Below are 26,307 nucleotides of genomic sequence, written 5' to 3'. Positions count from 1 at the left end.
GTAATCATGAAGCGTTAAAAAAGGTGGACCCTTAAGATCTGGTCTGACCTTAGAGAACCACCTAAATAAATTCGTTAATTTACAGCTGCAGGGGTATTGGAAGATGTGACATGTTCTACATCATCGTGCTGAATCAGTCCATGTTTCTCCCAAGCTCGACTCTTCCAGCGGAAATACATAATGACAGCTCTTGTCCACTCATCAGCCGCAGTGGCAATCCACACACCGGCCAATCCCAGATGAAGCTGGAATACCAGGAAATAGCCAAGGGGTAAGCTCATGCAGACCATGGAGATCAGTCCCATATATACTGGAAACTTCGCATCGCCCGAGGCGCGTAGTGAGTTAATGATGACCAAATTAGTTGTGCGACCGGTCTCTAGGAAGAAACTAAGCAGTATAACCTGAGCCCCCATCAGAATAATGTTCTCGTTGTCTGTGAAGAGGCCAAATAGTGGTACCCGGAAGACGATCACAAGAGCATCTATTACTACTGTGACCAGAAGTGCCCACTTCACACTGGTGAATACACGCTTATAGGCTTCCTTGGGGCGCCTGGCTCCCACCAGATGTCCTACGATAATGGAGGTTCCCATGGAGACGGCTACACTAAATAAATAAATGTAATTGGAAATGTTGAGCGCGTATTGACGAGTGGCCATAGCCTCGGCGCCCAGATAGGTAATATACAGTGTGAATACGAGCTGACAAGATTGATAAATAATCGATTCAAACGCGGACGGGATGCCGATTTTAAGAATTTGCTGCACATATTTTTTGGAAAGATGAATGTAGTAGGTTAACTTTACCCGTACCTCCATCACTCTGTAGAGCAGTAAGAAGAAAATAATAAGACAGATAAACCGACTGACAACCGTTGAGATAGCTGCACCTTCGACACCTAACGCTGGAAGTCCGAAATGACCATAGATGAGTAAGTAGTTACCCACCACGTGAATGATGTTCATCAGCAAGGATACGACCATGGTCTGTTTAGTGAAACCGTGCGTACGGATTGTGGTCGCCAGAGCATTGATTAATGCTTGGAGAAAAATACCGCCCCCGACAATATGTATATAGGATTTAGCATAAACGAGAATATCCCCTTTTACATTCAGAGCAGTTAGTAGAGTTCCTCCGAATATTAGCAAAAACGTACTTAGGACAATTCCTACTAACAGGTTTAGGGTAATGGCATTGCCGGTCACTTGAGCGGCTTCCAGAGGTTTTTTGGAACCGAGGTATTGGGAGACCACAATTGCTGCGCCGTTACCAATTACACTGAGAACTAAAATAGCCATTGTGATAATCTGATTCGCTGCGCCAACGCCTGATACGGCATCGTCCGATACGGAGCTAATCATAAAAGTATCCACACTGCCCATGAGCATAAATAGGAACAGTTCCAGGAATATCGGCCAAGTTAGTTTTACAAGGTTAAATTCTTGGTGATTATTGTGCTTCATTGTACACCTTCTTACATCATGATTAAATTCCTGTTATTCCATAAACAAACTGTAATGTTAGCACAGCTTTCATGAAAATGCAGTACTTTTACAAAAATATGACAAAAGGTTATGGATTAGAGCAGAAATAAAGTCAGTAGGAGTACATTAGTATCCTCCAGGTAACTACATCACAATAAAGTGCCTACTTCCCTTAAGGAGTGTAAGGATCTACAATTTGTACATGACTTACAAAAATATATAAATAAGGAGTGCACATAAATATGAAATTGCAATTAGCGTTAGATCTTGTAGACATTGCGGGAGCGAAAGAGATTGTCTCAGAGGTTGCTGAATATATAGATATTGTTGAAATTGGAACGCCTATCGTTATAAATGAAGGACTGCACGCAGTGAAGGCTATCAAAGAAGCTTTTCCTTCTTTGACAGTGTTGGCTGACCTGAAAATCATGGACGCAGGCGGTTATGAAGTGATGAAGGCAGTGGAAGCAGGCGCGGATATTGTTACAGTACTTGGTGTTTCTGATGATGCTACCATTAGAGGTGCAGTGGAGGAAGCAAAAAAAACCAATAAAGAGATTCTGGTTGACCTGATTAATGTGAAGGATATTAAAGTTAGAGCGGCTGAAGTAGACGCACTTGGTGTAGACTATGTCTGCGTACACTCTGGCTATGACCATCAAGCGGAAGGTAAAAATTCCTTTGCAGATTTGAATGCAATTAAAAGTGTGGTTAAGCAGGCTAAAACCGCTATCGCAGGGGGAATCAAGCTAAGTACACTTCCGGAAGTTATCGCAGCGAATCCTGATCTTGTAATTGTAGGTGGCGGCATCACAGGCGAGACTGATCAAAAGGCTGCTGCGGCAGAAATGAAACGCCTAGTTAGTCAGGCTTAAGATTACAATGGACACAATGAAATATGCGCAGCAAATTATATTGGAGCTTCAGCGCTCCATTTCTCAGCTTGATCATCAAGAGGCTGAGCGAATGGCTGAACTCCTTCTTCAGTCGAATAAGGTATTTGTGGCCGGGGCTGGTAGATCAGGATTAATGGGACGAGCTTTTGCAATGCGACTCATGCATGTCGGTAAAGAAGCGTACGTCGTGGGAGAAACGGTAACCCCGGGTATCGAGCCTGGTGATGTGCTTGTGCTCGGTTCCGGTTCAGGTGAGACGAAGGGGCTGATCTCTATGGCCGAGAAGGCCAAAGGAGTGGGTGCGGAGGTTATTGCCGTTACGATCACGCCAGATTCGACTGTAGGGCGTTTAGCGAGCTATACAGTGAAGCTGCCAGGATCTCCAAAAGATCAGGCTGATGGAAGCTACAACACAATCCAGCCGATGGCATCCTTATTTGAACAGACGATGTTGGTCTTCTATGATGCCGTTATTCTGCGAATGATGGAGAAAACGGGGCAGACGACTAAGATGATGTTCGGCAAACATGCTAATTTAGAGTGAGAGTACAGAAACGGATGCCTTCCTAGAAAGGAGGTTATTCGTTTTTGTGTTAATATAAAAGTTTACAAGCTGCATAGAAATAATAACGTTCCAAGCTAATTAATAGGTGTGTGTAGGATGACAATAGGAGAGAGGAGGCGCTTTAGTTATGGCAACCGAGATTAAAGATCGCATCAACTTGAAGGAAATTAACTGCGAGAAGGAACTGACGCTTGCGGTAATTGGAGGCAAATGGAAGCTGATAATTCTGTGGCATCTTGGGCTTGAAGGGACCAAGCGGTTCAGTGAGCTGAAGAAGTTAATTCCTCATATTACACAAAAAATGTTGACTAATCAGCTTCGAGAGCTTGAAGAAGATCAGTTGGTGCTTCGGAAAGTGTATGCCGAGGTTCCTCCAAAAGTTGAGTATTCCCTGACCTCATATGGGCAGAGTCTGCTTCCCGTCCTTCGATTGATGTATGATTGGGGTAAGAATTACGGGGAAAATGTGATCTGGAAAGACACACCGCCGGAAGATAGATGCTAATAATAGACTGTGAACATTAATAATCCCTGAGAGGTCTGAATCGACCTTTTCAGGGATTTTTTGTGTTCAATATAGAGTGATGTAAATTATGATTTAGGCTTTTTGTTCGAACAGCTTGGCGATCTCGACGATTACTTTTACCGATTTTTCCATGTTGTCAGCAGAGGCGTATTCGAATTTGCCGTGGAAATTTTCGCCCCCGGTGAATATATTAGGTGTCGGCAAGCCCATATAGGAGAGCTGTGAGCCATCTGTTCCCCCGCGAATCGGGCGGATGATCGGTGTGATGCTCAGATTCTCCATCGCCTCATGGGCAATATCGACAATATGACGCACCGGTTCGATTTTTTCGCGCATGTTGTAATATTGGTCTTTCATTTCAAGTACGATGTTCTCTTCACCATGGATGCTCTTGAATTCATCTACGATGGCAGAAAGATAGGCTTTACGTGCCTCGAATTTCTCACGGTCGAAGTCACGGATAATATATTGGAGTTTACTGAATTCCGGTGTGCCCTCAATAGAGCTTAGGTGATAAAAGCCATCATAACCATCTGTGTACTCAGGTGCTTCCTCAGCAGGGAGTCTAAGATGGAGCGCCATAGCTATTTTTGCAGAATGAATCATTTTTCCTTTGGCAGTACCAGGATGTACATTGACTCCGTAAACTGAGATTTTGGCAGATGCAGCATTAAAGCTTTCATACTCTAGTTCACCGAGTGGGCCTCCGTCCACAGTGTAAGCGTAAGAAGCATTAAAAGCAGCTACGTCAAATTTATGAGGTCCGCGGCCAATTTCTTCGTCCGGTGTGAAGGCGACTCTAATCTTCCCATGCTTGATTTCTGGATGTTGAATGAGATAATGCATGGCAGTCATAATCTCGGCAATACCGGCTTTATTGTCTGCGCCAAGCAGGGTGGTACCATCGGTTGTAATTAATGTATGGCCTTTATATTCTGCCAGCTCTGGGAAGCTCGTTGTAGACAATACAACATTTAATTCTTTGTTCAAAAGAATATCTTTGCCATCGTAGTTCTCCACGATCTGCGGCTTTACATTCGTTCCTGTGAAATCAGTTGCTGTATCGAGATGCGCCAAAAAACCAATGGTTGGAACATCCTTCTCCGTATTGGCTGGGAGTGTAGCCATGACATACCCATGCTCGTCCACCTGCACTTCATTCATGCCGATCTCCTTGAGCTCTTCGACCAGCTTGTGGGCCAGCACCATCTGCCCCGGAGTGGACGGACAAGTTTCATTATCCTCGTTCGATTGGGTATCCATTTGAGCATACGAAATAAACCGTTCTATAACCTCTTTTTTCACTGTGGGTCATCTCCTCATTACTGTTGTATCTATATAGTATCACTTTCCATATCCGGTCTCATCCCTGAGGAGGAAGATTAAGAGTGAGATTAACTTTAATGAGGCGATGTTTCTTGCTTCAGTAGCTTTGCTGAAAGTAAATACCGGTCCGGTGCTGACCCTACGTATGAAAAAGGGTAACAGGTGATCAAGGTAAGAATAGCCTTATCGCTTGGTTTTATTGCACCGCGTTCATTCCCGTCTACAATCGTGCTGCCGGTCACTTCGTAGGTGAACGTACCGTCCATGCTTTCCAGTTCGATCAGATCTCCTGCGACAAGTTCTCCTATACTGCGAAATACGGTATCGCGGTGTCCAGCAAGCACACTATTACCGATTGCACCGATGGCTGCGCTACCTATATAGTGTCCAGCTCCTTTTTTTAATTCTGGGCTTTCCGTACCCTCCAGAATAGCCACCTTCTTATTTAAGGTGGGGAAGCGGATTTCTCCAATCACCTCACCCTCTTTATAGGAGGGAGAAGAAGAGGGTTGTTCTTTTGGAGAACTGACCATTCCCTTGGGGAGAGGGTTCTCTTCATTTGGAAGGGGCCGGGCGAGGGCTTCCTCCCTCTTTTTTGCCCAATCAGTTAGGGCCTGCTTGGCCTCGATGGGCGCTTTGACGACTTGAACGATCGAATAAATCAGCACAACTAAAGAGAGTATGAAGATTAGCTTCACGGTTAATAAGACACCATTACGCTTCTTCATACTCTCTCCTCCAGACTTAAATTACTAAACGTTATTCTTTCTTCGATTTCAATCTGCGCATGATGATCACGCTGAGTACCGCAATAGCTAAGCTGGCAAGAATTAAGTTATACCAAGGCTCGGCGGTATTTGGAAGCTCGTTGCCTGCCTCTGGTGCGCCCAAAGGAATGTCGCCGTCAGGTAAGGCTACCTCATCGCTTGGCCGAGGTGTTGCACTGGTGGTTTGACTACCAGCACCTGTTGAAGCTGCAGGTGTAGGCTCATTACTGCTTCCGCCCATTGGAATCGGTTCTTCCGTAACGCTTATTTCATCGACAGCAGGCGGTGAAGCTGTAGGTGTTGGCGATGGTGTTGGTGTAGCTGTTGGTGTAGCAGTTGGTGGCACCGATTGACCAGGTGTTACGACAGCTGTAGGTGAAGCGGTAGTCGTTGGTGAATCCGTAGGTGTCGTAGTTGGTGAATCCGTAGGTGTCGTAGTTGGTGAAGCAGTAGTCGTTGGTGAATCCGTAGGTGTCGTAGTTGGTGCAACCGTAGGTGTTGGTGAAGCTTCAGGTGTAGCTGATGGTGTTTCCGTAGGTGTTGTAGTCGGTTCAGTTGTAGCTGCCGGCGTTGCTGTAGGTGATGGATCAGGTGTAGGTGCAACCGTCGCTGTTGGCGTTGGCGTTGAAGTAGGCTCGGCGGATGGACCTGGTTCTCCGGAAGCAGAGAATTCAAAAGCTACGGTCGTAGCCTTTCCTTGATATTCGTTGCCGGCTTCCCATGGGAAGGTTACATCCATTTGAATTACACTCTTCTCTCCTCCAGCAAGTGAACCGATGGTTACTCTGCCGGCTGCCTCGCTCATCACTCCCGAATAGATGATTACTCCCTCTTTTTCGAGTGTCATTTGGAGAATATTGTACAGCTCTACGTCTCCAGAGATGAATTTAAAGTCCACAAAGTAATCGAAGCCTTCTGTGCCATCATTAATAATCGTGTACTCTGAGCTCATTTCGTCACCGGGCTTCATATTGTTCATGGTGGCTGTGCTCGTGGTATGAGAATTCACAGTAAGTTTAATGGTATCCTGAGCGCTTACCCCTCCAGCGTGCCATATTACTCCTACCAGAATAATCAGAACGTAAGCAGCTATGAAGACCGAATGGTATTTCTTCTTCACTTTCTTTGCTCCTTTCTCCTGAGCCGCTTGTAGCTGTTGAAAACAAAATCTGCGGGCTTCCGGCAAAATCCTCCGTTTTAAACACTTATTCCATTATACATTGTCGAAATAAGTGGTATTGTGAAGTACCACTCTTTCAATTATGGGTGGAATCTTTCCGAAAGAACGAAGGAGAGGGCGTATCCAAAATACAAATCGTTCGTTATAGCGAATATATAAAGTATAATCAAAATGATATCCAAAGAAAAATGATGTATTACAACTAATTAGATCATATTTGCTTAAATAAAAAGAGTATAGTCCGTTTATCTGTTGATTTCTCTCTATATCTCTTTATTTTTATGTTTTTTCATTTCTTAGTAGTGTTTTATTAAGAACGGTTTCGAAAACAAAACAAAAAAGGCAAGACGGATATCTGAAACGGGAGAACTCCCGATACTCAGATAACGTCCTGCCTTGTTAGGACTGCAATCTTACAGTTCTTTCATAGCCTCAGCTACAATTTCATAGGAACGAAGACGAGCCTCATTATCATAAATCCCTGCGGAGATAATCAATTCATCAGCTTGTGTCTCTTTCAGAATGTCTTGAAGTCGTTCTTTAATCGCTGCTTTATCGCCAGAGAAGGAATAACGCTGCTTATCGAGCATGATTGCTTTTTCTTGTACCGTCCATAGCCCATCCATACTCTCAACGGGTGGTTGTAGCTTGCCTGTCCGCCCGCGGATGATATTGAGGAACTGCTGCTGCTGCGAGGTAGCCAGCTTTCTTGCCTCATCTACACTATCGGCTGCTGTAACCCCGAGTCCGATCATAACATAAGGTTTGTCTAGTACTTCTGATGGACGGAAATTACTGTGGTATATGTGCAGCGCCTGAAGTAAATACTCAGGTGCAAAATGGCTGGCAAAGGCAAAAGGCAACCCTAGCTTGGCTGCTAGCTCAGCACTAAAGCCGCTGGAGCCTAAGAGCCAGATGGGAACATTTAAGCCTTCCCCAGGAACCGCGCGTACTCCGGCTGGGCGCGATCCTGCTCCTGCAGGGTCGAAGTAAGCTCTTAACTCACTTAGCTGCTCAGGGAATTCACTACCGTCGTTTCCTAGGCCACGACGTAGCGCACGGGAAGCTGGTTGATCAGATCCGGGTGCTCTGCCCAGTCCAAGATCGATCCGTCCCGGATATAAAGATTCGAGAGTCCCGAACTGTTCGGCAATCACAAGTGGCGCGTGGTTGGAAAGCATGATGCCGCCAGAGCCAACACGTATACTTTGGGTGCCACCAGCAATATGTCCGATCAAGAGTGAGGTAGCAGAGCTGGCAACGCCGATCATATTATGATGTTCAGCGAACCAATACCGATGATAGCCCCACTTCTCAGCGTGCCGGGCTAAATCTAGAGAGTTATGAAAAGAGTCTGCCGCGGTCCCTCCTTCCACAATAGAAGCCAGGTCCAGTACGGAGAATCGAATGTCACGAGGTTGTTTCAATGTTATCCCTCCTATAATAAATGCTCTATGCTCATAGAGCAGTATTTGTAGCTACGAATATCGCTACTCGATTAGTATACCATGTAATAAAACTATATACACACTTTAAGTAAGTTGTTTGTCTTCCGAGTAAGAAAGAGGAGGAAAAGATGAATTTTTTAAAATAATGTAAGCGCTTCAAAAAAACTATTGTTATTTCCAATCGGGCTTGCTATAATCACATCGAAAAGTTCCCTAAAAAAGGAAGTTATCATTATGAAGCCAACCATAAGAGATGTTGCCAGAATGGCCGAGGTGTCGATTAGCACAGTGTCACGTGTTATGAATGCACCGAATTCGGTAGTGGAGAGCAAACGGAATCGAGTGATGGAGGCTGTAGAACGATTGCGGTATCAACCTAATTCATTTGCACGTGGTTTGATTTACAAGAAGTCCTTTACACTGGGCCTGCTTATTCCGGATATTGAGAACCTGTATTTCGCAGGAGTGATTCGGGGAATGCAGGATGCTTGCATCAAGCTTGGGTATAGTCTGATGATCTGCAATACGGACCGCGACAAAGAACGACTACTGTCCTATATTGATAACTTCCACGAGAAACAGGTGGATGGAATTGTATTTGCCAGTGATGTCCTTTACCCTGAGTATCATGATAAATTGGTCGGTTGTAGAATTCCATTTGTGCTAGTGTCCTCGCATTCCGATGAGTTCGACATTCCGAGTGTGGAAGTGGATGATGAAGCGGCTGCCTATGATGCGGTAAAGTTCCTGATTGATTTAGGTCATAAAGACATTGGTATGATTGGTTTTAACCATGATAATTCCGTATCAGGACCACCGCGCTATGAGGGATTTGCAAGAGCGCTAACAGAGTCAGGGCTACAGCAGAATATTGTGAAGAGCAAATATGCCAGTCATCGGTTTGAACATGCTTATCAAGCTGCACATGAACTATTTACGGATTACCCTGAGCTAACTGCTATTTTCTGTGTTGCAGATGAATTCGCGATGGGGACGATTTCTTATCTGAAGGATCGCAATATTCTTGTTCCAGGTCAGGTATCCGTGATTGGGTTTGATAATCTAAGGATGTCGGGTATGTTCATCCCGAAGCTAACTACGATTGCACAGCCGATTTATGAGTTAGGGTATCGTGCGGCCGAGAAGCTGCATGAATTGCTTACAACAGGTGAAGTGCAGGTATTGAATGAGAAGATGGAGCATAAGCTGATTGTGCGGGAATCTACACGAGAAAAATAGGAGTAGTTCACTTTTGTACCACCCTCTGAAAAGCTTTTCAGAATTCGGCGCTCGTCTTAGGCAACATTTGAATATTTGCTTGGACAATCAAAATAATTTTTACCAAAACATTTCAAATACAGATTGGAAACGCTTACTTTATGTGATACTATAACAAATGTAAGCGCTACAATTAATTGGAATTGGTGATTCGATTCTTTTTTAGTATAAATCCTTAGATTCTGAAAAGCTTTGCAAGGGGGTGATCTGCTACAAGCTGCTTATACATGCCAGGGTACCGGATGATTGAGTCAGAAGCAATCTCTAAAACCATTAAAGGGGATGTACAAAAGATGAAGAAAACCTCAGGACGTAAAAAGTCATTGGCATTAGTACTGTGTTTATCCTTCACTATGATGCTGAGCGCCTGCGGCGGAGGCAATAACAACAACGCAGCGGCTACAGATCCGCCTGCGGCTACTTCCAGCCCAACAGCAGATAACACTGAAGCTACAACTGCTCCTAGCACCGAGCCTTCGGGATCGCCGTTAGAGTTAGCCATGAAAGGCGACTATAAAGGAACTAAAGTAACGATGTTCGGTCCTTTTGTAGATGCTGACCAAGTGAAATTTGAGAATAGTATTAAAGAGTTTGAAGAGAAGACAGGAATTGATATTCAATACGAGGGCTCAAAAGAGTTCGAAGCTACGATAAACATTCGAGTAGACGGTGGAAATGCTCCGGATATCGCTGATTTCCCGCAGCCGGGACTCCTAGCCTCAATTGCTAAGACTGGTAAGGTTATCGATTTAACTAACGTACTGGATCAAGCCAAATTGACGGCTAATTACAACAAGAGCTGGCTTGATATGTCTAATATGGACGGGAAAGACGGCAAGATCATGGCGGGGATTTGGAACCGCAGTAATGTAAAGAGCTTGGTCTGGTATCCAAAAAAGCAATTTGACGAAGCGGGCTACAAGGTTCCTGAGACATGGGATGAGATGATGGCTCTGACGGAACAAATTGCGAAAGACGGTGATCCTGCTTGGGCTATTGGTATCGAGAGTGGTGCTGCAACAGGCTGGCCAGCAACAGACTGGGTAGAAAATATAATGCTTCGTACGACCACACCTGAGAATTACGATAAATGGGTAAAGGGTGAGCTGCCATTTACCTCTCCAGAAGTGAAAAATGCAGTTGAAACCATGTCCAAAATATGGCTCAACAAGGATTATGTCTATGGTGGTGCAAAATCCATCGTGACGACATCGTTCGGGGATGCCCCAGCGCCAATGTTCAATAATCCTCCTAAAGCATGGTTTAATATGCTCGGCAACTTTATTACGAGCTTCTTCCCTGAAACGGCAAAGGTTGATGTAGATTATGATTGGTTCTACCTGCCGCCTATTGATCCTCAATATGGTAAACCAGTGCTAGTTGCTGGCGATATTTACGCGATGTTCAACGATCGTCCTGAAGTGCGTGCAGTTATGGAATTCTTTACTACAGGAGAATCCATTAAGAGCTGGGTACAATCGGGCGGCGTAATTGCTCCAATGAACGATGCTTCCCTGGATTGGTATACCTCAGAATCCGATCGCCGGATGGCGAAGCTGGTTCAGGATGCTTCCACGCTGCGCTTTGATGGCTCTGACCTGATGCCGGGCAAAGTGGGCGCAGGTACCTTCTGGAAGGGCATGACCGACTACGTAAGTGGTACTGCGACGCTGGATCAGGCGTTGGAACAAATCCAGTCTGGCTGGAACAACTAACCTAATATTGAAAGCACACAGTTAAAAGAGGGGCAGCGGGATTTGAAGGTTCTCTGCCCCTCTTTTTGTTTTCCAAAGCGCGAGTATAGGAGGAGCTGGAGCTAATATGGGTGGACAATCACAACTACAACCACAATTGAAGCCACAATTAAAAGCCAAGCAGACGGTAAGTCTTAGAGCGGTATTGCTGTCTCTTTTAGTATTAATAGCCAATGTTGTTGTTAATGGCTCGATCTTTTTATTCTTTCGGGATTCGACGCTAAATCCGCTACTAACGGCGGTTCTGGCTGTTCTATGGGGGGTTCTGGGTGTTTATCTGATCTATTACACACTTACCTGGGCAGTCGAGCAATATCCTGATTACGTACGCAGAAAGGTATTGCCTTATATTTTTATTGGTCCGGCAGTGATTATATTGGGGTGGCTACTGGTGCTGCCTGCGCTGCGGACGCTGTATTTAAGCTTTTTTAATGCCTCTTCAGAGAAATTTGTGGGTCTCAGCAACTATGCAGCGATCTTTAGCGACCATCTAATGGCAACGGCACTGCGTAACAACTTACTTTGGGTATTCGTTGGTACATTGGCATGTGTAGCTTTTGGACTCTTGATCGCAATTCTTGCCGACAGAAGCAGCTATGAGAAGCTAGCCAAATCGATCATCTTTATGCCGATGGCTATTTCTTTTGTAGCTGCAGGCGTTATTTGGAAGTTTGTATATTACTATCAACCCGGCGATGAACAAATTGGACTTTTGAACGCCATCGTTACTTATTTCGGGGGAGAACCACAGGCGTGGACGAGTATGCTTCAGCCGTGGAATAACTTTTTCCTCATCATCATTCTGATCTGGATGCAGACTGGATTTGCGATGGTGATATTCTCAGCAGCTATTAAGGGAGTTCCTGATGACATATTGGAAGCTGCGCGAGTGGATGGTGCAAATGAGGTGAAGATTTTCTTTGGAATCATGATTCCCTACATTTCAGCAACCATTCTGACTGTGACAACAACCATTATCGTCTTTACGTTGAAAATATTTGACGTCGTCATGGTGATGACTGGGGGTCAATACGATACAGAGGTAGTGGCTACACAGTTTTACCGCCAGTTCTTTATGTACCGGAATTTCGGTTATGGCTCCACGCTGGCTATTGTTCTGCTGATCGCGGTGTTGCCTGTGATCATAATTAATCTACGTCAGTTCCGTAAGCAAGGGGGATTCTAATGGCCGGGAAAAAGAAGAGAAAAGGCAGCAAGACGATTGTTAATATCGTGCTGGGTGTGATTTGTTTCATTTGGTTGCTTCCGACCCTTGGGCTCTTCATTTCCTCCTTCCGTCCCGCTGCTGATATTCTGCAGACTGGATGGTGGAAAGCTTTTCCCCATCAGGAGTGGAAGGCTGGAGAGACCCTTCAGCTATCGAAGGATGTGGATTTGCGGGAGCCGATCGAGGTGAACGGTAAAACTTATACCGATGAGCAGCTGAAGGCGGGTGTGAAGGCCGATGGCAGCCGTTTGATGTGGGAGAACCGTAGAGCGCGTACCATAAATCAACAAGAACAAGGCTGGAAAATGACACCGGATCTTACATTAGATAACTATAATAACGTGCTTTCGGGCAAGGAATACAAGCTCAAGCAAGCTGATGGCAGTGAAACGGTGCAAAAGGGTACCGGATTGTCGCAGGCCTTCTGGAATACACTGACGATTGCTGTTCCGGCGACGGTAATTCCGGTGTTGATCGCTTCTTTTGCCGCCTATGCTTTTGCTTGGCTACGTTTTCCTGGGCGTCGCACACTTTTTGTCATCATTATTGCTATGCTCGTTATTCCGATACAAGTTGCACTTATTCCAGTGCTCAAAGATTATACGGCTCTTGGACTGAACGGAAGCTACTTGGGCATTTGGCTGGCGCATACGGCCTTTGGATTACCGCTAGTTACCTACTTTATGTATAACTTTATCAGTCAGCTTCCTAAGGATTTGTTTGAGTCGGCTTTTATGGATGGGGCGAGCCATTTCACTATTTTCAGTAGGCTGATTCTGCCGTTATCTGTGCCCGCACTGGCTTCTATCGGAATCTTTCAATTCCTATGGGTGTGGAATGACTATTTAGTCTCGCTGATTTTTATCGGCAATCAACCGTCAGTGCAGGTCATGTCGATGAAGATCGCCGACTTAGTAGGTTCACGAGGCAACGACTGGCATTTACTCACCTCGGCTGCATTTATCTCCATGCTGATGCCGCTCGCAATTTTTTTCCTGCTGCAAAAGTATTTCGTCAGAGGGCTTATGGGTGGATCAATAAAAGGTTGATTTGAACAAAACTGTGTCAGGAGGAGCATAGAGAGATGAAGATGAAACCATACGTACATCCGGCTGCGGTGTATCCTTACCGGGAGTGGAGTCTTGATGAGGAGACTTATGATGAAGAGAACAATCAGAGAAGCGAAAGTGTATTTTCTCTTGGTAATGGATACATTGGCATGCGCGGTAATTTCGAGGAAGGTTACCATGGCCACTCGGGCTCATCTGTAACAGGGAACTATTTGAATGGATTTTTTGATTCTGAGCCTATTGTTTATCCAGAGGGAGCTTATGGGTATCCTTCCCGCAACCAAGCCATGCTGAACGTAACGGACGCCAAGATTATTGAGCTCAGCATTGAGGGTCATACCTTTCAGTTGAACAGTGGGCAAGTGCACCGTTATGAACGGAAGCTGGATATGCGAAATGGGATCTTGCATCGGCAGGTAGAATGGGAATCTCCTGCCGGACACAGGGTACAGCTGAACATTCGTCGGATGGTGGCCATGCAGCATAAACATTTAGCGGCCATAGATTACGAGGTCAAGGCATTGAATTTTGAGGGAACCCTAACGTTTACTTCATCGATCGATGGTGAGATCCAAAGACCGGAGGTCACGAATGACCCCCGGCTGGGATCAGGGAGTAAGGAACCCAATTTGCTGCTAGTCGAAACCGGTCATGAGCTCGAGCAGTCCTTTTTGTGGATGAAGCAGAGGACGCGGCATACCGGGTTTGCTCTTTTAACAGGGATAAGTCACAGTCTGAATTGTAGCTCTGGATATGAAAGGCTCATGCAGCTAGAAGATCAGCGATTATCCATGCAATGGGTTGTACCAGTGGTGATGGGGGAAAGGATCTCCCTGACCAAGTACATTTCGTATCACACTTCTAAGGATTATATAGAAGACGAGCTGTTGAGCAGGTGCTTAGAAGTACAACGATTGGCGGAGAATTGTGGATTTGAAGCGCTTGTTCATGAACAACGGGCTTTTCTGGATCATTTCTGGGCACATACCGATGTGGAGATTCAGGGCGATCTTGCGCTTCAACAGGGTATCCGTTTTAATGCTTTTCAGTTGCTGCAATCCGTAGGACGTGACGGGGTTACGAATATTGGGGCTAAGGGCCTGACAGGTGAAGGATACGAAGGTCACTATTTCTGGGATACCGAGATGTATATGATACCCTTTTTTACATTTACACAGCCGGAGATTAGCCGGAAGCTACTCGAGTTTCGTTATGCTACGTTAGATAAGGCAAGGGAACGGGCAGCAGTGATGTCTCAGAAGGGAGCACTATATCCTTGGCGCACCATAGATGGGGCTGAAAACTCCTCCTATTTTCCGGCAGGAACGGCACAAATGCATATTAACGCGGATATAGCCTATGCCATTAAACAGTATGTGCGGGCAACTGGCGATTATGAGTTTCTTGTCCTGGAGGGGGCGGAAATGATATTTGAGACCTCCCGCTTTTGGGTGGATCTGGGTCATTTTAATCCGGCCAGGGAGGGTGCGTTCTGTATTGACGCGGTGACGGGTCCCGATGAGTATACAGCTATCGTTAACAATAATGCATACACTAATCTTATGGTAAGGGATCAACTCTATTACGCATATGAGATAGCCAGACTGTTAGGAAAGCAGTATCCGGAGCCTTTTGAACGACTGAAGCGCAAGATTGGTCTGACTGAGGAAGAGCCTGGTGATTGGCTGGTCGCCGCAGAAAAAATGTATATCTCTTTTGATGAGGAGCTTGGCATCTATGCTCAGGATGATACGTTTCTGACTAAGAAGAAGTGGGACTTTGAACATACGCCAGCGGATAAATACCCACTTCTGCTTCATTACCATCCGCTGGTGATTTACCGCCATCAGGTGCTCAAACAGGCAGATCTGGTAATGGCCATGTTTCTGTTAGGTGATCAGTTCAGCTTGGCGGATAAGATCCGGAATTACAATTACTATGAGCCGCTAACGACACATGATTCTTCTTTGTCACCGTGCATTCACAGTATTATTTCTGCTGAGATTGGTGATTTAACGGGGGCATACGCCTACTTTGACCGCACAGTACGGATGGACTTAGATGATATCAACCGCAATGTGAAGGACGGACTGCATACTGCTGCTATGGCAGGATCTTGGCTGTCGATTGTAAATGGATTTGGTGGGATGCGCTTATGTGGCGGTATGCTATCCTTTAATCCTGCCTTGCCAGCACAATGGGACAGCTATCGGTTTAAAATAACAAGCGGTGGGCATTTATTGGATATTTATGTTGATAGTAAGGTAGTGATCTATACACTACTGACAGGTGAAGTGGTTGAAATTCTACATAAAGGGAGCCTGGTGCAGTTAACTGTAAAGAAGCCGGTGTCCCTTTCAAATGTGAAGCAGCTTGAAGCTGTTATTTTCGAGCTGGACGGGATTATTACCGATTCTAGTGAGTATCATTATCTGGCCTGGAAAGCCTTAGCCGATGAGCTGGCGATTTCTTTTGATAGAGAGAAGCATGTACGTCTGAAGGGCCATAGTCGAATGGAATGTTTAGAGATCCTACTGGAGGGAAGCGGCCTGAATTTACCCCAACCGGTAAAAGGAATGCTATGCAACAAGAAGAACGAAATGTACAAGCAGCTGATTCAACAAATGACAGCAGATGATTTGCACCCTGGTATCCATCATCTGCTAACTGATTTGAAAGATAAGCGAATCGCTGTCGGGCTGGCTTCAATCAATGAGAATGCGATGATGATTCTTGAACGCTTGGAGATCGGACACTTGTTTCAGGCGATTGCTGACCCTAAAAACCTCCGTATGGGCAAGCCGGATCCGGAAATTTATTTACAAGTCACCGAGATGCTGGGCATATCACCTGACTGCTGCGTAGCTATCGAAGATACAGCGGAGGGGATAGCCGCCATCATAGCCGCTGGTATGAGGTCCGTTGGAGCCGGAAGTCCATCCTTGAAAGAGATTGCTGAGCTATGGTTTCCTTCTACCGCGGAGTTACATGTAGAGGAATTGGTACAGCTGTTCAAATAGTGAAAGTTCGTTCCCTGAAAAGCAGTAAACCTCCCAGTCATGGGAGGTTTACTGCTTTGTTTATTTCAATACTTTCCGGACTAGCTTGATCTTATTCCCATAGGGTGGGTACACAATTCCGAGATCGATTCGTGTGCCTCTCTTGACGATGCTTTTACGGTGGGAAAAGACTTCAAAGCTGTGTTTCCCGTGATAACTGCCGATTCCAGAGTTCTCTACCCCACCAAACGGCAAGCTAGCGTTCGCCACATGCGAGATCGTATCATTGATGCAGCCTCCTCCGAATGAGACTCGGGAAAGCACCTCTTGTTCAACATTTTTATCGGCTGTGAACAGATAAAGTGCAAGCGGTTTTGGATGCTCGTTAATACTCCGGATCGCTTCATCCAATTGATGATATTCCAATATGGGCAGGATCGGACCGAAGATCTCATCTTCCATAGAAGCGTCAGTCCAAGCCGCAGGATAGATTAGTGTAGGTTCAATATAACGTTCTTCTGAAATGACGGTTCCGCCCATAACCACCTTTTTCTGATCCCGTTCAATGAGACTGGCGAGTCTTTGCAGCTGGCGCTCATTTACGATCCGGCCATAATCTGTATTCGGCAACGCATTCTGACCATAGAATTCAGTAATTTGATGTTTGATTTTGGTGATCAATTCATTAGCAATGTCCTTATGAACGAGCAAATAATCGGGGGCAATACAGGTTTGACCGGCATTTAATAATTTTCCCCATACGATTCGCTTCGCTGCAACATCAAGATTGGCGGATGTGTCGACAATGACCGGACTTTTCCCGCCAAGCTCCAAGGTTACAGGCACTAGATTCTTCGCAGCGGCTTCCATCACGATTTTGCCGACCGGAACACTGCCCGTGAAGAAAATATAATCAAACTTGGCATGGATCAGCAGATTGGTGGTCTCTTTCTCCCCCTGAACTACGCGAATATACTGGGGTTCGAAGGTCTCCTGAATGAGCTGCTCTATAACAGCCGTGATGGATGGTGTGCTCTCTGATGGCTTGAGGACAGCGCAGTTTCCAGCGGCAATGGCGCCTATAAGCGGTTCGATCAGCAGCTGAAATGGATAATTAAAAGGACCTATAATGAGCGCGGTACCGTAAGGTTCACTTAAGATATAACTCTTCGCAGGAAATAAATGCAGTGGTGATCTAACCTTTACGGGCTTCGCCCAACGTCTGAGATGCTTCATCATGTAACCTAGGCTGTCCAAGGTGAAGCCGATTTCTGTGGCATAAGCCTCAAACTCACTTTTTCCTAAGTCCTGTTGTAAGGCAGTGATAATTCGACTCTCATATCGTTTAATACTGTCTTTAAGTTTTTGTAACTGACTAAGTCTAAAAGCAATCTCTTTAGTTACACCACGATTAAAAAAATCCTTATGTTCTTCAAGCATCACTTGAATGCTTGCCGTTGTATGTGATGTCATAATACTCCCCTCCTTCATTGTAATAGTTCAAATTATGGGAGCCGATAAAAGGCGAAAGGTTCGCCAAAGCGGAAGGAATCACTTGCCTCATCCAGCTTGCTCGTAGTTTCCTCATTAAGCTGAATGGAGGTACTATGCAAATTCTGCTCCAGCTGCTTTACGCGGGTAGCCCCAACAATAACTGTCGAGACGGCAGGACGATTCATGAGCCAAGCTAAGGAAAGTGCAGTAGAAGAGGTTCCCAGTTCTTCAGCGATCTGCCCCACTTTCTGCCCCAGTTCGATCCGTTCATGATTCAGGAATCTTTTGAAATTAGGATCGGTATCTGCTCTGGACCCTGAAGGTGCAGAACCGCTTGAATTATATTTGCCTGTGAGAATTCCGCCCGCCAGAGGAAAATAAGGAATAATCCCTACACCTTGATCAAGACAAAGGGAGAGAAGCTCATTCTCCGGGGTCCGATCCGCTAAGGAATAGCTGCACTGAATTGAAATATATTTGGCGAAGCTCCGTGCCTCACTAATTCCAATCGCCTTCATTAATTGCCATGCTGTATAGTTGGAAGCCCCGATATAGCGTACTTTGCCCGAAGATACCATATCGTCCAAGGTCCGTAACGTCTCTTCAAGTGGCGTATTGGGATCGAAGGTGTGGATCTGGTATAGATCGACATAGTCCGTTTTTAGGCGGCGAAGACTATCTTCTAGCTCCTGCATCAAATGGCGCCTCGAGGAGCCGCTTCCGTTAGGTCCGTCATTCTTAACTAAACCTGCTTTAGTGGCGAGAACAGCCTCATGTCTTCTACTTTCCAAGGCCAAACCGATGATCCGCTCAGATTCGGAGCCGGCGTAAATATTAGCGGTATCGATAAAGTTAATGCCATGATCCAGCGCAGCATGTACGATTTGAATGGAGGTTTCTTGATCCGCCCTTTTACCAAAAGCGTTCGTCCCCAGTCCCAATGCGGATACTTGTAATCCGCTATTACCAAGTCTTTTAAAGTTCATTCTCAGCACTCCTCATCATCTATTTTTTTAGGCTTAGTAAAAAGATCCAGAGCTGTCTCTATGAACATCTTTACAGCTATGGAAGTATCGGCAAGCGAGCTGACTGCGATATGTATATCTCTGTAGGCGTCGGGCTGCAGTTCGCGGGTAACTACATTTGGAGGTAAAGCTAACAAAGACAACTCAGACATTACACCCACAGCCAGCCCCTCTTGAACCATATTAAGAGCTGTTGCATAGTTATTAACCACATATTTTACATTCAGATAGCTGCTGCTTCTGCGGAATAAATCTACTACCGGTGGTTCATAGCCTGCTTTACAGATCAGCATAGGCTCACCCGCTAATTCACTCACACCTATAACCGAACGCTCGTGCAAAGGATGATCATCTCTGATAACAGCGTACAGCTTTTCTCTATATAGTGGGATGGTTTCGAACGCCTCGCAAGGAGCGAGCAATAAGCCAACATCAATTTCTTTGGATTCCAGCCATTCTCTAACTTCGGCGATAGAGCCCTCCTGCAGGCTAATCGTAATATTCGGATATCTTTCAGTGATAGAGCTAATAATTTTCGGTAAAAAATAGGCAGAAGCCACTGGAAAAGCCCCAATTCGAATGCTTCCCTTCTCAAGCCCCCTCTCGGCGGAAATCTCCTGATGGACCTTATCAAAGCCCATTAGAATTTCACGAAAGATAACAAGGATGCGCTTGCCAATGTCAGTAAGCATTAGGCCGTTACGCCGATCCCGAAGTAATAGCTTTACATCCAGTTCAGCTTCTAAAGAGGAAATTGCTCGACTGACAGCAGGCTGAGTCATATTCAGTTCTACACCAGCTTTGGTAAAACTACCGCTTTCCGCGATTTTGACGAACAAACGAATTTGAGTATTGTTCATAACAAATATGATATGCCCCTTATGAGTATTATTCATTTCATTTATATTCTTAATTATTGTATCATTTGTGATGAATCTACACCAAGGAGTGAATACATGAATCAGCAGAAGAAAAGCATCATCCTTCTTATATTTTTGGTGATGGTATGGGGCATAAATTGGCCTATATCGAAAATCGCCTTAGACTACGCTCCGCCCTTATTATTTGCAGGTATCCGAACCGTCATCGGCGGATTCATTCTTATTCTAATTGCACTTCCTAAGATGAAGGAGCTCCGCTTCAAGCAGCTATGGCCGATCTATCTGACCTCGGCTATATTAAGTATCGTGTTTTACTATGGATTTCAGACGATTGGCTTGCAGTATGTACCCGCAGGATTATTCTCGTCCATTGTATTTCTGCAGCCGGTCTTGCTGGGCATTTTTTCATGGCTGTGGTTAGGAGAGAGCATGTACGGGCTCAAAATGGCCGGTCTGTTGCTAGGGTTCATCGGAGTAGGCTCCCTCAGTATTGGAGGACTTAACGGAAGCATCTCTATAGGGGGAATTGTGCTTGCTTTAGCCAGTGCTTTGAGCTGGGCATTAGGAACGGTGTATATGAAACGAAATGCTGTGCGCGTGGATATGCTATGGATGACCGCTATGCAAATAACGATCGGTGGTATCATTTTGCTACTCTCGGGATCTGCTACGGAGAAGTGGTCGGATATCACCTGGAGTGGAACGTTTATCGTGGATACCTTATTTATCGCTATTTTTGTGATTGCGCTAGGCTGGCTGATTTATTTCAAGCTGATTAACGAGGGAGAGGCAGGGAAGGTCGGATCATTTACTTTTTTAATTCCACTGATCTCGATAGGTACTAGCGTAGTCTTTTTAAATGAGCAGATTACTTTAAATCTTGTGATTGGTCTACTCCTTATTGTTAGCAGCATTGTTCTGGTGAATGTGAGGATAGGGCGTGCCGCGAAGCAGTCGGTTTAGTTAACTTGTGCAATGGTTGTAGTAATCAGGAACGTAAGAGGGCATTATGTCTAATAGAGCAATAACAAAAGGGACACTCCTGGAGCTTATAGCTTCTGGGAGAGTCCCTTTTTAATAAAACGTAAAGCGCGTGCGGCTTCAGCTGTTGAGGGCCGAGTGGCTACAGCATAAGTAGCAGATTTAGCACGCTCTACTTCCTCCAACACCCGGTTTAAGTGACTGAAGACCGCACCAAGATCACGAATGCTTGATAGCGAACAATTCCCTTGTAGTTCAGAGAAACTGGCCAATTGCAGGTCACGGGCACGCTCTATACAATCGGCAAGAGAACGTTGGCATTCGGCCTCTGATAAGGTTCTGGTTCCATAAAGAGCAATACAATCTGCGGTTGACTCCAGCACATCCTTCATCCAGTCCGAAGAGGCATGATGCGCTGGCAGAAGACGAATATCGTCGGCAATGTCTTTGACGTAGGAATGAATGCTTTTTAGGTGTGAGGTAGCCTGTATGAGCCCCTTCAGTTCACCCCGGCACTGATAATGTGTGAGGGTATAGAACATTTCCTTCTGTTCCCGGCTGCTATTCGACAGGAGTTTACCTGCTTCCTCCAGCAAATTGTCTTTCGGAGAATCGCGTCTTACGCCTACGAGATCTTTTAATGCATCCGCAAGTAGAAGACTTCCTTCGAATGCCAATGCTTTTACCTTGACGAACCTGTTCGGCGGCACGATAATCATATTGATGGCCAGGGCGATTAGCACGCCGATAAATGTTTCCCCTATTCTCCAAAGCACGTAGTCATTCTGATAAAAAGTAAGTGCTAGAACGGAAGTAACACCCACCTGTGAAACAGCTTGAATGTTCATCTTACAGGCCGTAGCGATGCCAATCCCGATGAGTAGAATGAGCAGGATAGAAAGCCCGCCTACATCAAAAAACTGGCCAACAATTAGGCTAACGATCCCGCCAAGAATAATGCCGATCAGGCGGTAGATTCCTTTTTCTAGCGATGCTTTAACACTGGCTTGGGTGATGAGGATAGCCGCAAGGGGTGCAAAGTATAAATATTGGCTACCATATATGCTGTGTACGGCCACCCATGAGAGTGAAGCAGCCAGCGTAATTCGTATCATGTAAAGTGAGAAACCATATTTTTCAAGGCGGTCTTGTAACCCCTCGTTCATTATCATTCATCTTCTTTCGGAAAAAAATGAAAAAACTGTCTGGTCTTTCAGTTCGTTTTCATTATAACACCTTGAAAAAGGCTTGGAGGACTGGATATTTTACAAAGTTGTTAAGTTTACGCATTCCTTATCCATGTAAGCTATCGCATATAATGGTACAATCTAATATGTTATATCTATTGGAGTGTCGAATGAGAGGAGGAATTGTCGCTTATTAGCGCTGAGCATGCCCATTCGATTGTTCTCCGCGAGATGCGGGTAAAATAGTATTGTGATACTTTAGGCAGGGAGGTTGTTAGCTATAGCTATTCAGGAAGGCACCATTATTTCATTTGAAGAGGTTACCAAGCAATATGACGACGAAGATCCGGTGTTAAAAGGAGTCAGCTTTGAGATAGAGCGCGGCAAATTCTATACACTACTTGGTCCATCAGGCTGTGGTAAAACGACTATTCTACGATTGATCGCTGGGTTCGCAGAGCCAACAAGCGGGTCTATCTATTTAAACGGTAAAGTGATCAACCACATTCCAGCCAATGAGCGGCAGGTCAATACGGTCTTTCAGGATTACGCACTGTTTCCACACCTGAACGTATTCGAGAATGTGGCTTTCGGACTGCGCATTAAGAAGCTTAAGAAAGACGTCATCACGAAGAAGGTGCAGGAAGCGCTAAGTTTCGTTAACCTTGTGGGCTACGAGCAGCGTGCTATTAACGAAATGTCCGGTGGTCAACGGCAGCGCGTGGCCATTGCTCGTGCGATTGTGAACGAGCCGCAGGTTCTTTTGCTGGACGAGCCGCTATCTGCGCTCGATCTGAAGCTGCGAACAGAGATGCAGTACATACTGCGAGAAATGCAGCAACGGCTTGGCATTACCTTTATTTTTGTTACACATGACCAGGAAGAGGCACTCGCGATGTCCGACTGGATTTTTGTCATGAACAAAGGAAAAATCGAACAAAGCGGCACGCCTAACGATATCTATGATGAGCCAATTAACCGTTTCGTGGCTGATTTTATTGGCGAGTCCAACATTGTTCCGGGTGTAATGATTGAAGACTATCTGGTGGAGTTTAACGGGCGCCGCTTTGAATGTTTTGATGCCGGTCTTAAACCAAACGAATCTGTGGAGATTGTTATACGCCCCGAGGATTTGGAAATTTCAACATTGGAACAGGGTAAGCTACGTGTGCGAGTGGATTCCCAGTTGTTCCGGGGTGTCCATTATGAAATCAGTTGTTATGATGAATCCGGACATGAATGGCTTGTGCATTCTACACGTAAAGCGACTGTAGGCAGTGAAATTGGCCTTTATTTTGATCCGGAAGCGATTCATGTTATGCGTTTTGGTGAAACGGAGGAAGAGTTCGACAAACGTCTGGAAGCTTACGCCGAGGTGGAGAGTCATGAAGAATAAGGGCAGATCGTATTATCTCATCCCTTATTACCTCTGGATCGCCTTGTTTGTAATCGCACCCGTGCTGCTTGTCATCTATTATTCTCTATTTGATCTGGATGGGCATCTTACGCTAGATAACTACGTGAACTTCTTTACACCTGTGTACTTAAAAATGACGCTGACCTCATTCTGGTATGCGTTTTTGATTACAGCATTCTCTTTGCTGGTCGCCTACCCGGCAGCATATCTGTTGACGAGAACGAAGCATAAGCAGCTATGGCTATTGCTGATTATTTTACCGACCTGGATTAATTTGCTGCTGAAAACTTACGCCTTTATCGGCATATTTGGTACGTTCGGACCGATCAACAATTTCTTTGATCTGCTTGGAATCGGTGAACAGCAAATTTTATTTACGGGCTTCAGCTTTGTATTTGTATCTGTGTATATCTTTATCCCATTCATGATCTTGCCGATATACAGCGCTTTGGAGGATCTTAATTTATCCTTGCTGGATGCGGCACGTGATCTGGGTGCTTCGGGCTGGACGACGTTCCGGCGCGTTATTTTTCCATTGACCATTTCGGGTGTGCGTTCCGGATGTATGGCGGTATTCATACCAGCGCTGTCCCTGTTTATGATTACTCGTCTGATTGCCGGCAATAGGGTGATTACACTCGGCACTGCGATTGAGCAGCATTTTCTGGTCACACAGGACTGGGGCATGGGCTCCACGGTTGCAGTGTTTCTGATTGCTATTATGGCGCTGTTCATGATTATTACCGGCGGATCGCGGAAAGGGGTGCGGAATGAGAAATAAAAACGGGTTCTCCAATCTGTACCTAGTGCTAGTGTTCGCTGTTCTGTATGCGCCAATCTTCTATTTGATGTACTATTCGTTCAACAGTGGGGGGACGATGCACAAGTTCGAGGGCTTTACACTGGATTACTACCGTGAGGTCCTTCAGGATACACGTCTGATTATCATCATGATCAACACGCTTGTCATCGCGCTTCTGTCCTCGGCTATCGCCACTCTTATCGCTATTATTGGTGCACTGGCCATTAAGAGTGTACAAAACCGCCGTGCTAAAAATACCTTGTTATCTTTGAACAACGTATTGATCGTTAGTCCGGATGTCATTATCGGTGCATCGTTCCTGATCCTGTTCACCATTGCAGGCATCAAGCTTGGTTTCGTGTCCGTCCTGCTTTCGCATGTCGCGTTCAGTGTACCGATTGCCGTGTTGATGATTCTGCCGCATTTACAGGATATGAGTCCTTCACTAACGGATGCCGCACGTGATCTCGGCGCAAGCCGCAAGGATGTTCTGACTAAGGTTATTCTGCCGATTATCAAACCGGGGATCTTTAGTGGATTTTTCATGGCACTTACGTATTCACTGGATGACTTTGCAGTTACGTTCTTCGTAACGGGTAATGGTTATTCGACGCTATCAGTTGAGATTTATTCCAGAGCCCGGCAAGGGGTGTCACTATCCATTAATGCGTTGTCGACACTGATCTTCCTGTTCACGATATTGCTCGTTGTCGGTTATTACTTCCTGACTCTTAAGAAGAACCGATCCAATACCTCGGAGGCCGTGGCGGAGCCTGTAGCGGAAGCGGGGGTGCCTAGATGAAACAGTTGATTAATGCTTTTTTGGCGATTGTAATCACGGCATTTGCGCTAATGTACTTAGGTTCCTGGATGAACTCAAGGGAGGGCTATTCCGGAGGGAATACACTGACTATCTATAACTGGGGCGACTATGTCGATCCTGATCTGCTCAAGGAATTTGAAAAGGAAACCGGATTAACGGTCATTTATCAAACCTTTGACTCTAATGAAGCCATGCTAACAAAAGTGGAGCAGGGTGGAACTACTTTTGATGTAGTCATTCCTTCGGATTACGCCATCGCCAAGATGAAAGAAGAAAATTTGCTAATACCGCTGGATCATAGCAAGGTTCCGAATCTAAAGAATATTGATCCGCGGTTTATGGATCTTTCCTTCGATCCTGGTAACAAATATTCCGTGCCTTACTTCTGGGGAACTGTCGGGATTATCTTCAACCCTGAAATGACCAAGGGGATGGACTTCACCAGCTGGGATTCCCTCTGGGACAGCAGGCTGAAGAACAACATTTTCTTGGTGGATGGAGCACGCGAAGTAATGGGTATGGCTTTGAACAGCCTACACTATTCCGTTAATGACCGGGATGAAGCTCACCTGCAAGAAGCGCTGACCAAGCTGAATAAGCTATCTCCTAACGTTAAGGCGATTGTCGGAGATGAGATCAAGATGCTGCTTGCCAATGAAGAGGCTGCTGTCGGAATTGTATGGTCCGGCGATGCTTCAGAGATCATGGACGAGAATGATAAGCTTGATTATGTAGTGCCTGAGGAAGGCTCGAACAAGTGGTTCGATAACATGGTCATTCCAAAAACGGCGGATAATGTGGATGGAGCACATAAGTTCATTAACTTCATGCTTCGCCCAGATGTAGCAGCTAAGAATGCAGAATACGTAGGTTATTCCACACCTAACATTCCTGCGCTGGAGCTGCTTCCGAAGGAAACCTCCGAGGATACCCGGTTCTACCCGCCTGCCGAGATTACGGATCGGCTTGAGGTGTATGATAACCTTGGGAAACGGATGCTTGCTCATTACAATGAGCTCTTCCTGAAGTTTAAGATGAATAAGAAGTAGGTTGTTTGAAGGTGAAGTCAAACGACTCCAAGAGCGTCTACATGCGGATTACCGTGTTAGACGCTCTTTTTTTGACAAAATAAGAAAGTATAAGCTTCGCGCTATACATGATCCTTCTATTTTT

The 26,307-nt window shown here is 45.4% G+C and carries 22 protein-coding genes; 13 read left to right on the top strand and 9 right to left on the bottom strand.

The genetic code is table 11. From position 1 onward, the window contains the following. Positions 1-74: 74 nt before the first annotated feature. On the bottom strand, positions 75-1,466 hold the full coding sequence (locus tag M2444_RS14905) for an MATE family efflux transporter (protein ID WP_094878631.1): 1,392 nt from the start codon (positions 1,464-1,466) through the stop codon (positions 75-77). 263 nt (positions 1,467-1,729) lie between these two features. Here M2444_RS14905 and hxlA point away from each other — a divergent pair, with 263 nt between their 5' ends. From hxlA to M2444_RS14890, 3 genes are all read left to right on the top strand, one after another. After that, positions 1,730-2,362: a 3-hexulose-6-phosphate synthase gene (hxlA, locus tag M2444_RS14900; RefSeq protein WP_094868359.1), complete on the top strand. Its 633-nt coding sequence runs from the start codon at positions 1,730-1,732 to the stop codon at positions 2,360-2,362. A 7-nt stretch (positions 2,363-2,369) separates the two neighbouring features. Then, positions 2,370-2,927, top strand: coding sequence for a 6-phospho-3-hexuloisomerase (gene hxlB / locus M2444_RS14895; RefSeq protein WP_094878632.1), 558 nt, complete (start codon positions 2,370-2,372; stop codon positions 2,925-2,927). A gap of 148 nt (positions 2,928-3,075) precedes the next feature. Next, positions 3,076-3,453: a winged helix-turn-helix transcriptional regulator gene (locus tag M2444_RS14890; protein ID WP_094878633.1), complete on the top strand. Its 378-nt coding sequence runs from the start codon at positions 3,076-3,078 to the stop codon at positions 3,451-3,453. A 93-nt stretch (positions 3,454-3,546) separates the two neighbouring features. Here the strand turns inward: M2444_RS14890 and pepT are convergent, their stop codons facing one another. The 4 genes from pepT to M2444_RS14870 all read right to left on the bottom strand — a co-directional run bounded on the left by pepT (position 3,547) and on the right by M2444_RS14870 (position 8,174). Continuing rightward, positions 3,547-4,779 (bottom strand): peptidase T, encoded by a 1,233-nt coding sequence (pepT, locus tag M2444_RS14885; protein WP_280787342.1) that lies wholly within the window; start codon positions 4,777-4,779, stop codon positions 3,547-3,549. A 95-nt stretch (positions 4,780-4,874) separates the two neighbouring features. After that, positions 4,875-5,528, bottom strand: coding sequence for a sortase (locus M2444_RS14880; protein WP_280787341.1), 654 nt, complete (start codon positions 5,526-5,528; stop codon positions 4,875-4,877). 31 nt (positions 5,529-5,559) lie between these two features. After that, positions 5,560-6,687, bottom strand: a complete 1,128-nt coding sequence (locus M2444_RS14875; RefSeq protein ID WP_280787340.1) for a hypothetical protein — start codon at positions 6,685-6,687, stop codon at positions 5,560-5,562. A gap of 473 nt (positions 6,688-7,160) precedes the next feature. Next, positions 7,161-8,174, bottom strand: coding sequence for an LLM class flavin-dependent oxidoreductase (locus M2444_RS14870; protein WP_280787339.1), 1,014 nt, complete (start codon positions 8,172-8,174; stop codon positions 7,161-7,163). A gap of 255 nt (positions 8,175-8,429) precedes the next feature. Here M2444_RS14870 and M2444_RS14865 point away from each other — a divergent pair, with 255 nt between their 5' ends. From M2444_RS14865 to pgmB, 5 genes are all read left to right on the top strand, one after another. Continuing rightward, positions 8,430-9,434, top strand: a complete 1,005-nt coding sequence (locus M2444_RS14865; protein ID WP_094868354.1) for a LacI family DNA-binding transcriptional regulator — start codon at positions 8,430-8,432, stop codon at positions 9,432-9,434. A gap of 332 nt (positions 9,435-9,766) precedes the next feature. Beyond that, on the top strand, positions 9,767-11,188 hold the full coding sequence (locus M2444_RS14860; protein WP_094877302.1) for an ABC transporter substrate-binding protein: 1,422 nt from the start codon (positions 9,767-9,769) through the stop codon (positions 11,186-11,188). Positions 11,189-11,294: 106 nt separating this feature from the next. Then, entirely contained in the window at positions 11,295-12,413 is a 1,119-nt protein-coding gene (locus M2444_RS14855) for a carbohydrate ABC transporter permease (RefSeq protein WP_094868353.1), read from the top strand. Beyond that, on the top strand, positions 12,413-13,504 hold the full coding sequence (locus M2444_RS14850) for a carbohydrate ABC transporter permease (RefSeq protein ID WP_094868352.1): 1,092 nt from the start codon (positions 12,413-12,415) through the stop codon (positions 13,502-13,504). The genes M2444_RS14855 and M2444_RS14850 overlap by 1 nt, the downstream gene beginning before the upstream one ends. Before the next feature lie 35 nt (positions 13,505-13,539). Beyond that, positions 13,540-16,545 carry a beta-phosphoglucomutase gene (gene pgmB / locus M2444_RS14845; protein WP_280787338.1) on the top strand — a complete coding sequence of 1,002 codons (3,006 nt, stop codon included), beginning with the start codon at positions 13,540-13,542 and terminating at the stop codon, positions 16,543-16,545. 60 nt (positions 16,546-16,605) lie between these two features. Here pgmB and M2444_RS14840 read toward each other — a convergent pair whose 3' ends face one another. Genes M2444_RS14840 through M2444_RS14830 form a run of 3 tightly spaced genes read right to left on the bottom strand, consistent with a single transcriptional unit; the run spans position 16,606 to position 19,903 of the window. Next, positions 16,606-17,997, bottom strand: coding sequence for an aldehyde dehydrogenase (locus M2444_RS14840; protein ID WP_280787337.1), 1,392 nt, complete (start codon positions 17,995-17,997; stop codon positions 16,606-16,608). A 32-nt stretch (positions 17,998-18,029) separates the two neighbouring features. Further along, entirely contained in the window at positions 18,030-19,004 is a 975-nt protein-coding gene (locus tag M2444_RS14835) for an aldo/keto reductase (RefSeq protein WP_280787336.1), read from the bottom strand. 2 nt (positions 19,005-19,006) lie between these two features. After that, a complete protein-coding gene (locus M2444_RS14830; RefSeq protein WP_280787335.1) occupies positions 19,007-19,903 on the bottom strand; it encodes a LysR family transcriptional regulator in 897 nt (298 codons plus the stop codon). A gap of 96 nt (positions 19,904-19,999) precedes the next feature. Here M2444_RS14830 and M2444_RS14825 point away from each other — a divergent pair, with 96 nt between their 5' ends. Next, positions 20,000-20,887, top strand: coding sequence for a DMT family transporter (locus M2444_RS14825; RefSeq protein WP_094868347.1), 888 nt, complete (start codon positions 20,000-20,002; stop codon positions 20,885-20,887). A gap of 86 nt (positions 20,888-20,973) precedes the next feature. Here the strand turns inward: M2444_RS14825 and M2444_RS14820 are convergent, their stop codons facing one another. Next, complete coding sequence (locus M2444_RS14820; RefSeq protein ID WP_280787334.1) at positions 20,974-22,071, bottom strand: FUSC family protein; 1,098 nt, start codon at positions 22,069-22,071, stop codon at positions 20,974-20,976. A 307-nt stretch (positions 22,072-22,378) separates the two neighbouring features. On the opposite strand from M2444_RS14820, the gene M2444_RS14815 reads away from it, so the two are divergent. The 4 genes from M2444_RS14815 to M2444_RS14800 are packed head-to-tail and all read left to right on the top strand — an operon-like array spanning position 22,379 to position 26,183. Next, positions 22,379-23,488, top strand: a complete 1,110-nt coding sequence (locus tag M2444_RS14815; protein ID WP_094868490.1) for an ABC transporter ATP-binding protein — start codon at positions 22,379-22,381, stop codon at positions 23,486-23,488. After that, a complete protein-coding gene (locus M2444_RS14810; protein WP_042192705.1) occupies positions 23,478-24,290 on the top strand; it encodes an ABC transporter permease in 813 nt (270 codons plus the stop codon). The genes M2444_RS14815 and M2444_RS14810 overlap by 11 nt, the downstream gene beginning before the upstream one ends. Further along, positions 24,280-25,113 carry an ABC transporter permease gene (locus tag M2444_RS14805; RefSeq protein ID WP_094868345.1) on the top strand — a complete coding sequence of 278 codons (834 nt, stop codon included), beginning with the start codon at positions 24,280-24,282 and terminating at the stop codon, positions 25,111-25,113. Before M2444_RS14810 ends, M2444_RS14805 begins: the two co-directional genes overlap by 11 nt. Then, positions 25,110-26,183, top strand: a complete 1,074-nt coding sequence (locus M2444_RS14800; protein WP_094868344.1) for an ABC transporter substrate-binding protein — start codon at positions 25,110-25,112, stop codon at positions 26,181-26,183. The genes M2444_RS14805 and M2444_RS14800 overlap by 4 nt, the downstream gene beginning before the upstream one ends. Positions 26,184-26,307: the final 124 nt, after the last annotated feature.

The sequence above is a fragment of the Paenibacillus sp. PastF-3 genome (genome assembly GCF_029893135.1).
Lineage (GTDB): Bacteria > Bacillota > Bacilli > Paenibacillales > Paenibacillaceae > Paenibacillus_AQ > Paenibacillus_AQ nitricinens.
This window is presented reverse-complemented; position numbering and strand designations above follow the sequence as displayed.

Coding starts and splice junctions, on each gene's coding strand:
- M2444_RS14905 (WP_094878631.1), bottom strand. CDS start 1,466: ATGAAGCACAATAATCACCAAGAATTTAACCTTGTAAAACTAACTTGG.
- hxlA (WP_094868359.1), top strand. CDS start 1,730: ATGAAATTGCAATTAGCGTTAGATCTTGTAGACATTGCGGGAGCGAAA.
- hxlB (WP_094878632.1), top strand. CDS start 2,370: ATGGACACAATGAAATATGCGCAGCAAATTATATTGGAGCTTCAGCGC.
- M2444_RS14890 (WP_094878633.1), top strand. CDS start 3,076: ATGGCAACCGAGATTAAAGATCGCATCAACTTGAAGGAAATTAACTGC.
- M2444_RS14880 (WP_280787341.1), bottom strand. CDS start 5,528: ATGAAGAAGCGTAATGGTGTCTTATTAACCGTGAAGCTAATCTTCATA.
- M2444_RS14865 (WP_094868354.1), top strand. CDS start 8,430: ATGAAGCCAACCATAAGAGATGTTGCCAGAATGGCCGAGGTGTCGATT.
- M2444_RS14860 (WP_094877302.1), top strand. CDS start 9,767: ATGAAGAAAACCTCAGGACGTAAAAAGTCATTGGCATTAGTACTGTGT.
- M2444_RS14855 (WP_094868353.1), top strand. CDS start 11,295: ATGGGTGGACAATCACAACTACAACCACAATTGAAGCCACAATTAAAA.
- M2444_RS14850 (WP_094868352.1), top strand. CDS start 12,413: ATGGCCGGGAAAAAGAAGAGAAAAGGCAGCAAGACGATTGTTAATATC.
- pgmB (WP_280787338.1), top strand. CDS start 13,540: ATGAAGATGAAACCATACGTACATCCGGCTGCGGTGTATCCTTACCGG.
- M2444_RS14840 (WP_280787337.1), bottom strand. CDS start 17,997: ATGACATCACATACAACGGCAAGCATTCAAGTGATGCTTGAAGAACAT.
- M2444_RS14835 (WP_280787336.1), bottom strand. CDS start 19,004: ATGAACTTTAAAAGACTTGGTAATAGCGGATTACAAGTATCCGCATTG.
- M2444_RS14830 (WP_280787335.1), bottom strand. CDS start 19,903: ATGAACAATACTCAAATTCGTTTGTTCGTCAAAATCGCGGAAAGCGGT.
- M2444_RS14825 (WP_094868347.1), top strand. CDS start 20,000: ATGAATCAGCAGAAGAAAAGCATCATCCTTCTTATATTTTTGGTGATG.
- M2444_RS14820 (WP_280787334.1), bottom strand. CDS start 22,071: ATGAACGAGGGGTTACAAGACCGCCTTGAAAAATATGGTTTCTCACTT.
- M2444_RS14810 (WP_042192705.1), top strand. CDS start 23,478: ATGAAGAATAAGGGCAGATCGTATTATCTCATCCCTTATTACCTCTGG.
- M2444_RS14805 (WP_094868345.1), top strand. CDS start 24,280: ATGAGAAATAAAAACGGGTTCTCCAATCTGTACCTAGTGCTAGTGTTC.
- M2444_RS14800 (WP_094868344.1), top strand. CDS start 25,110: ATGAAACAGTTGATTAATGCTTTTTTGGCGATTGTAATCACGGCATTT.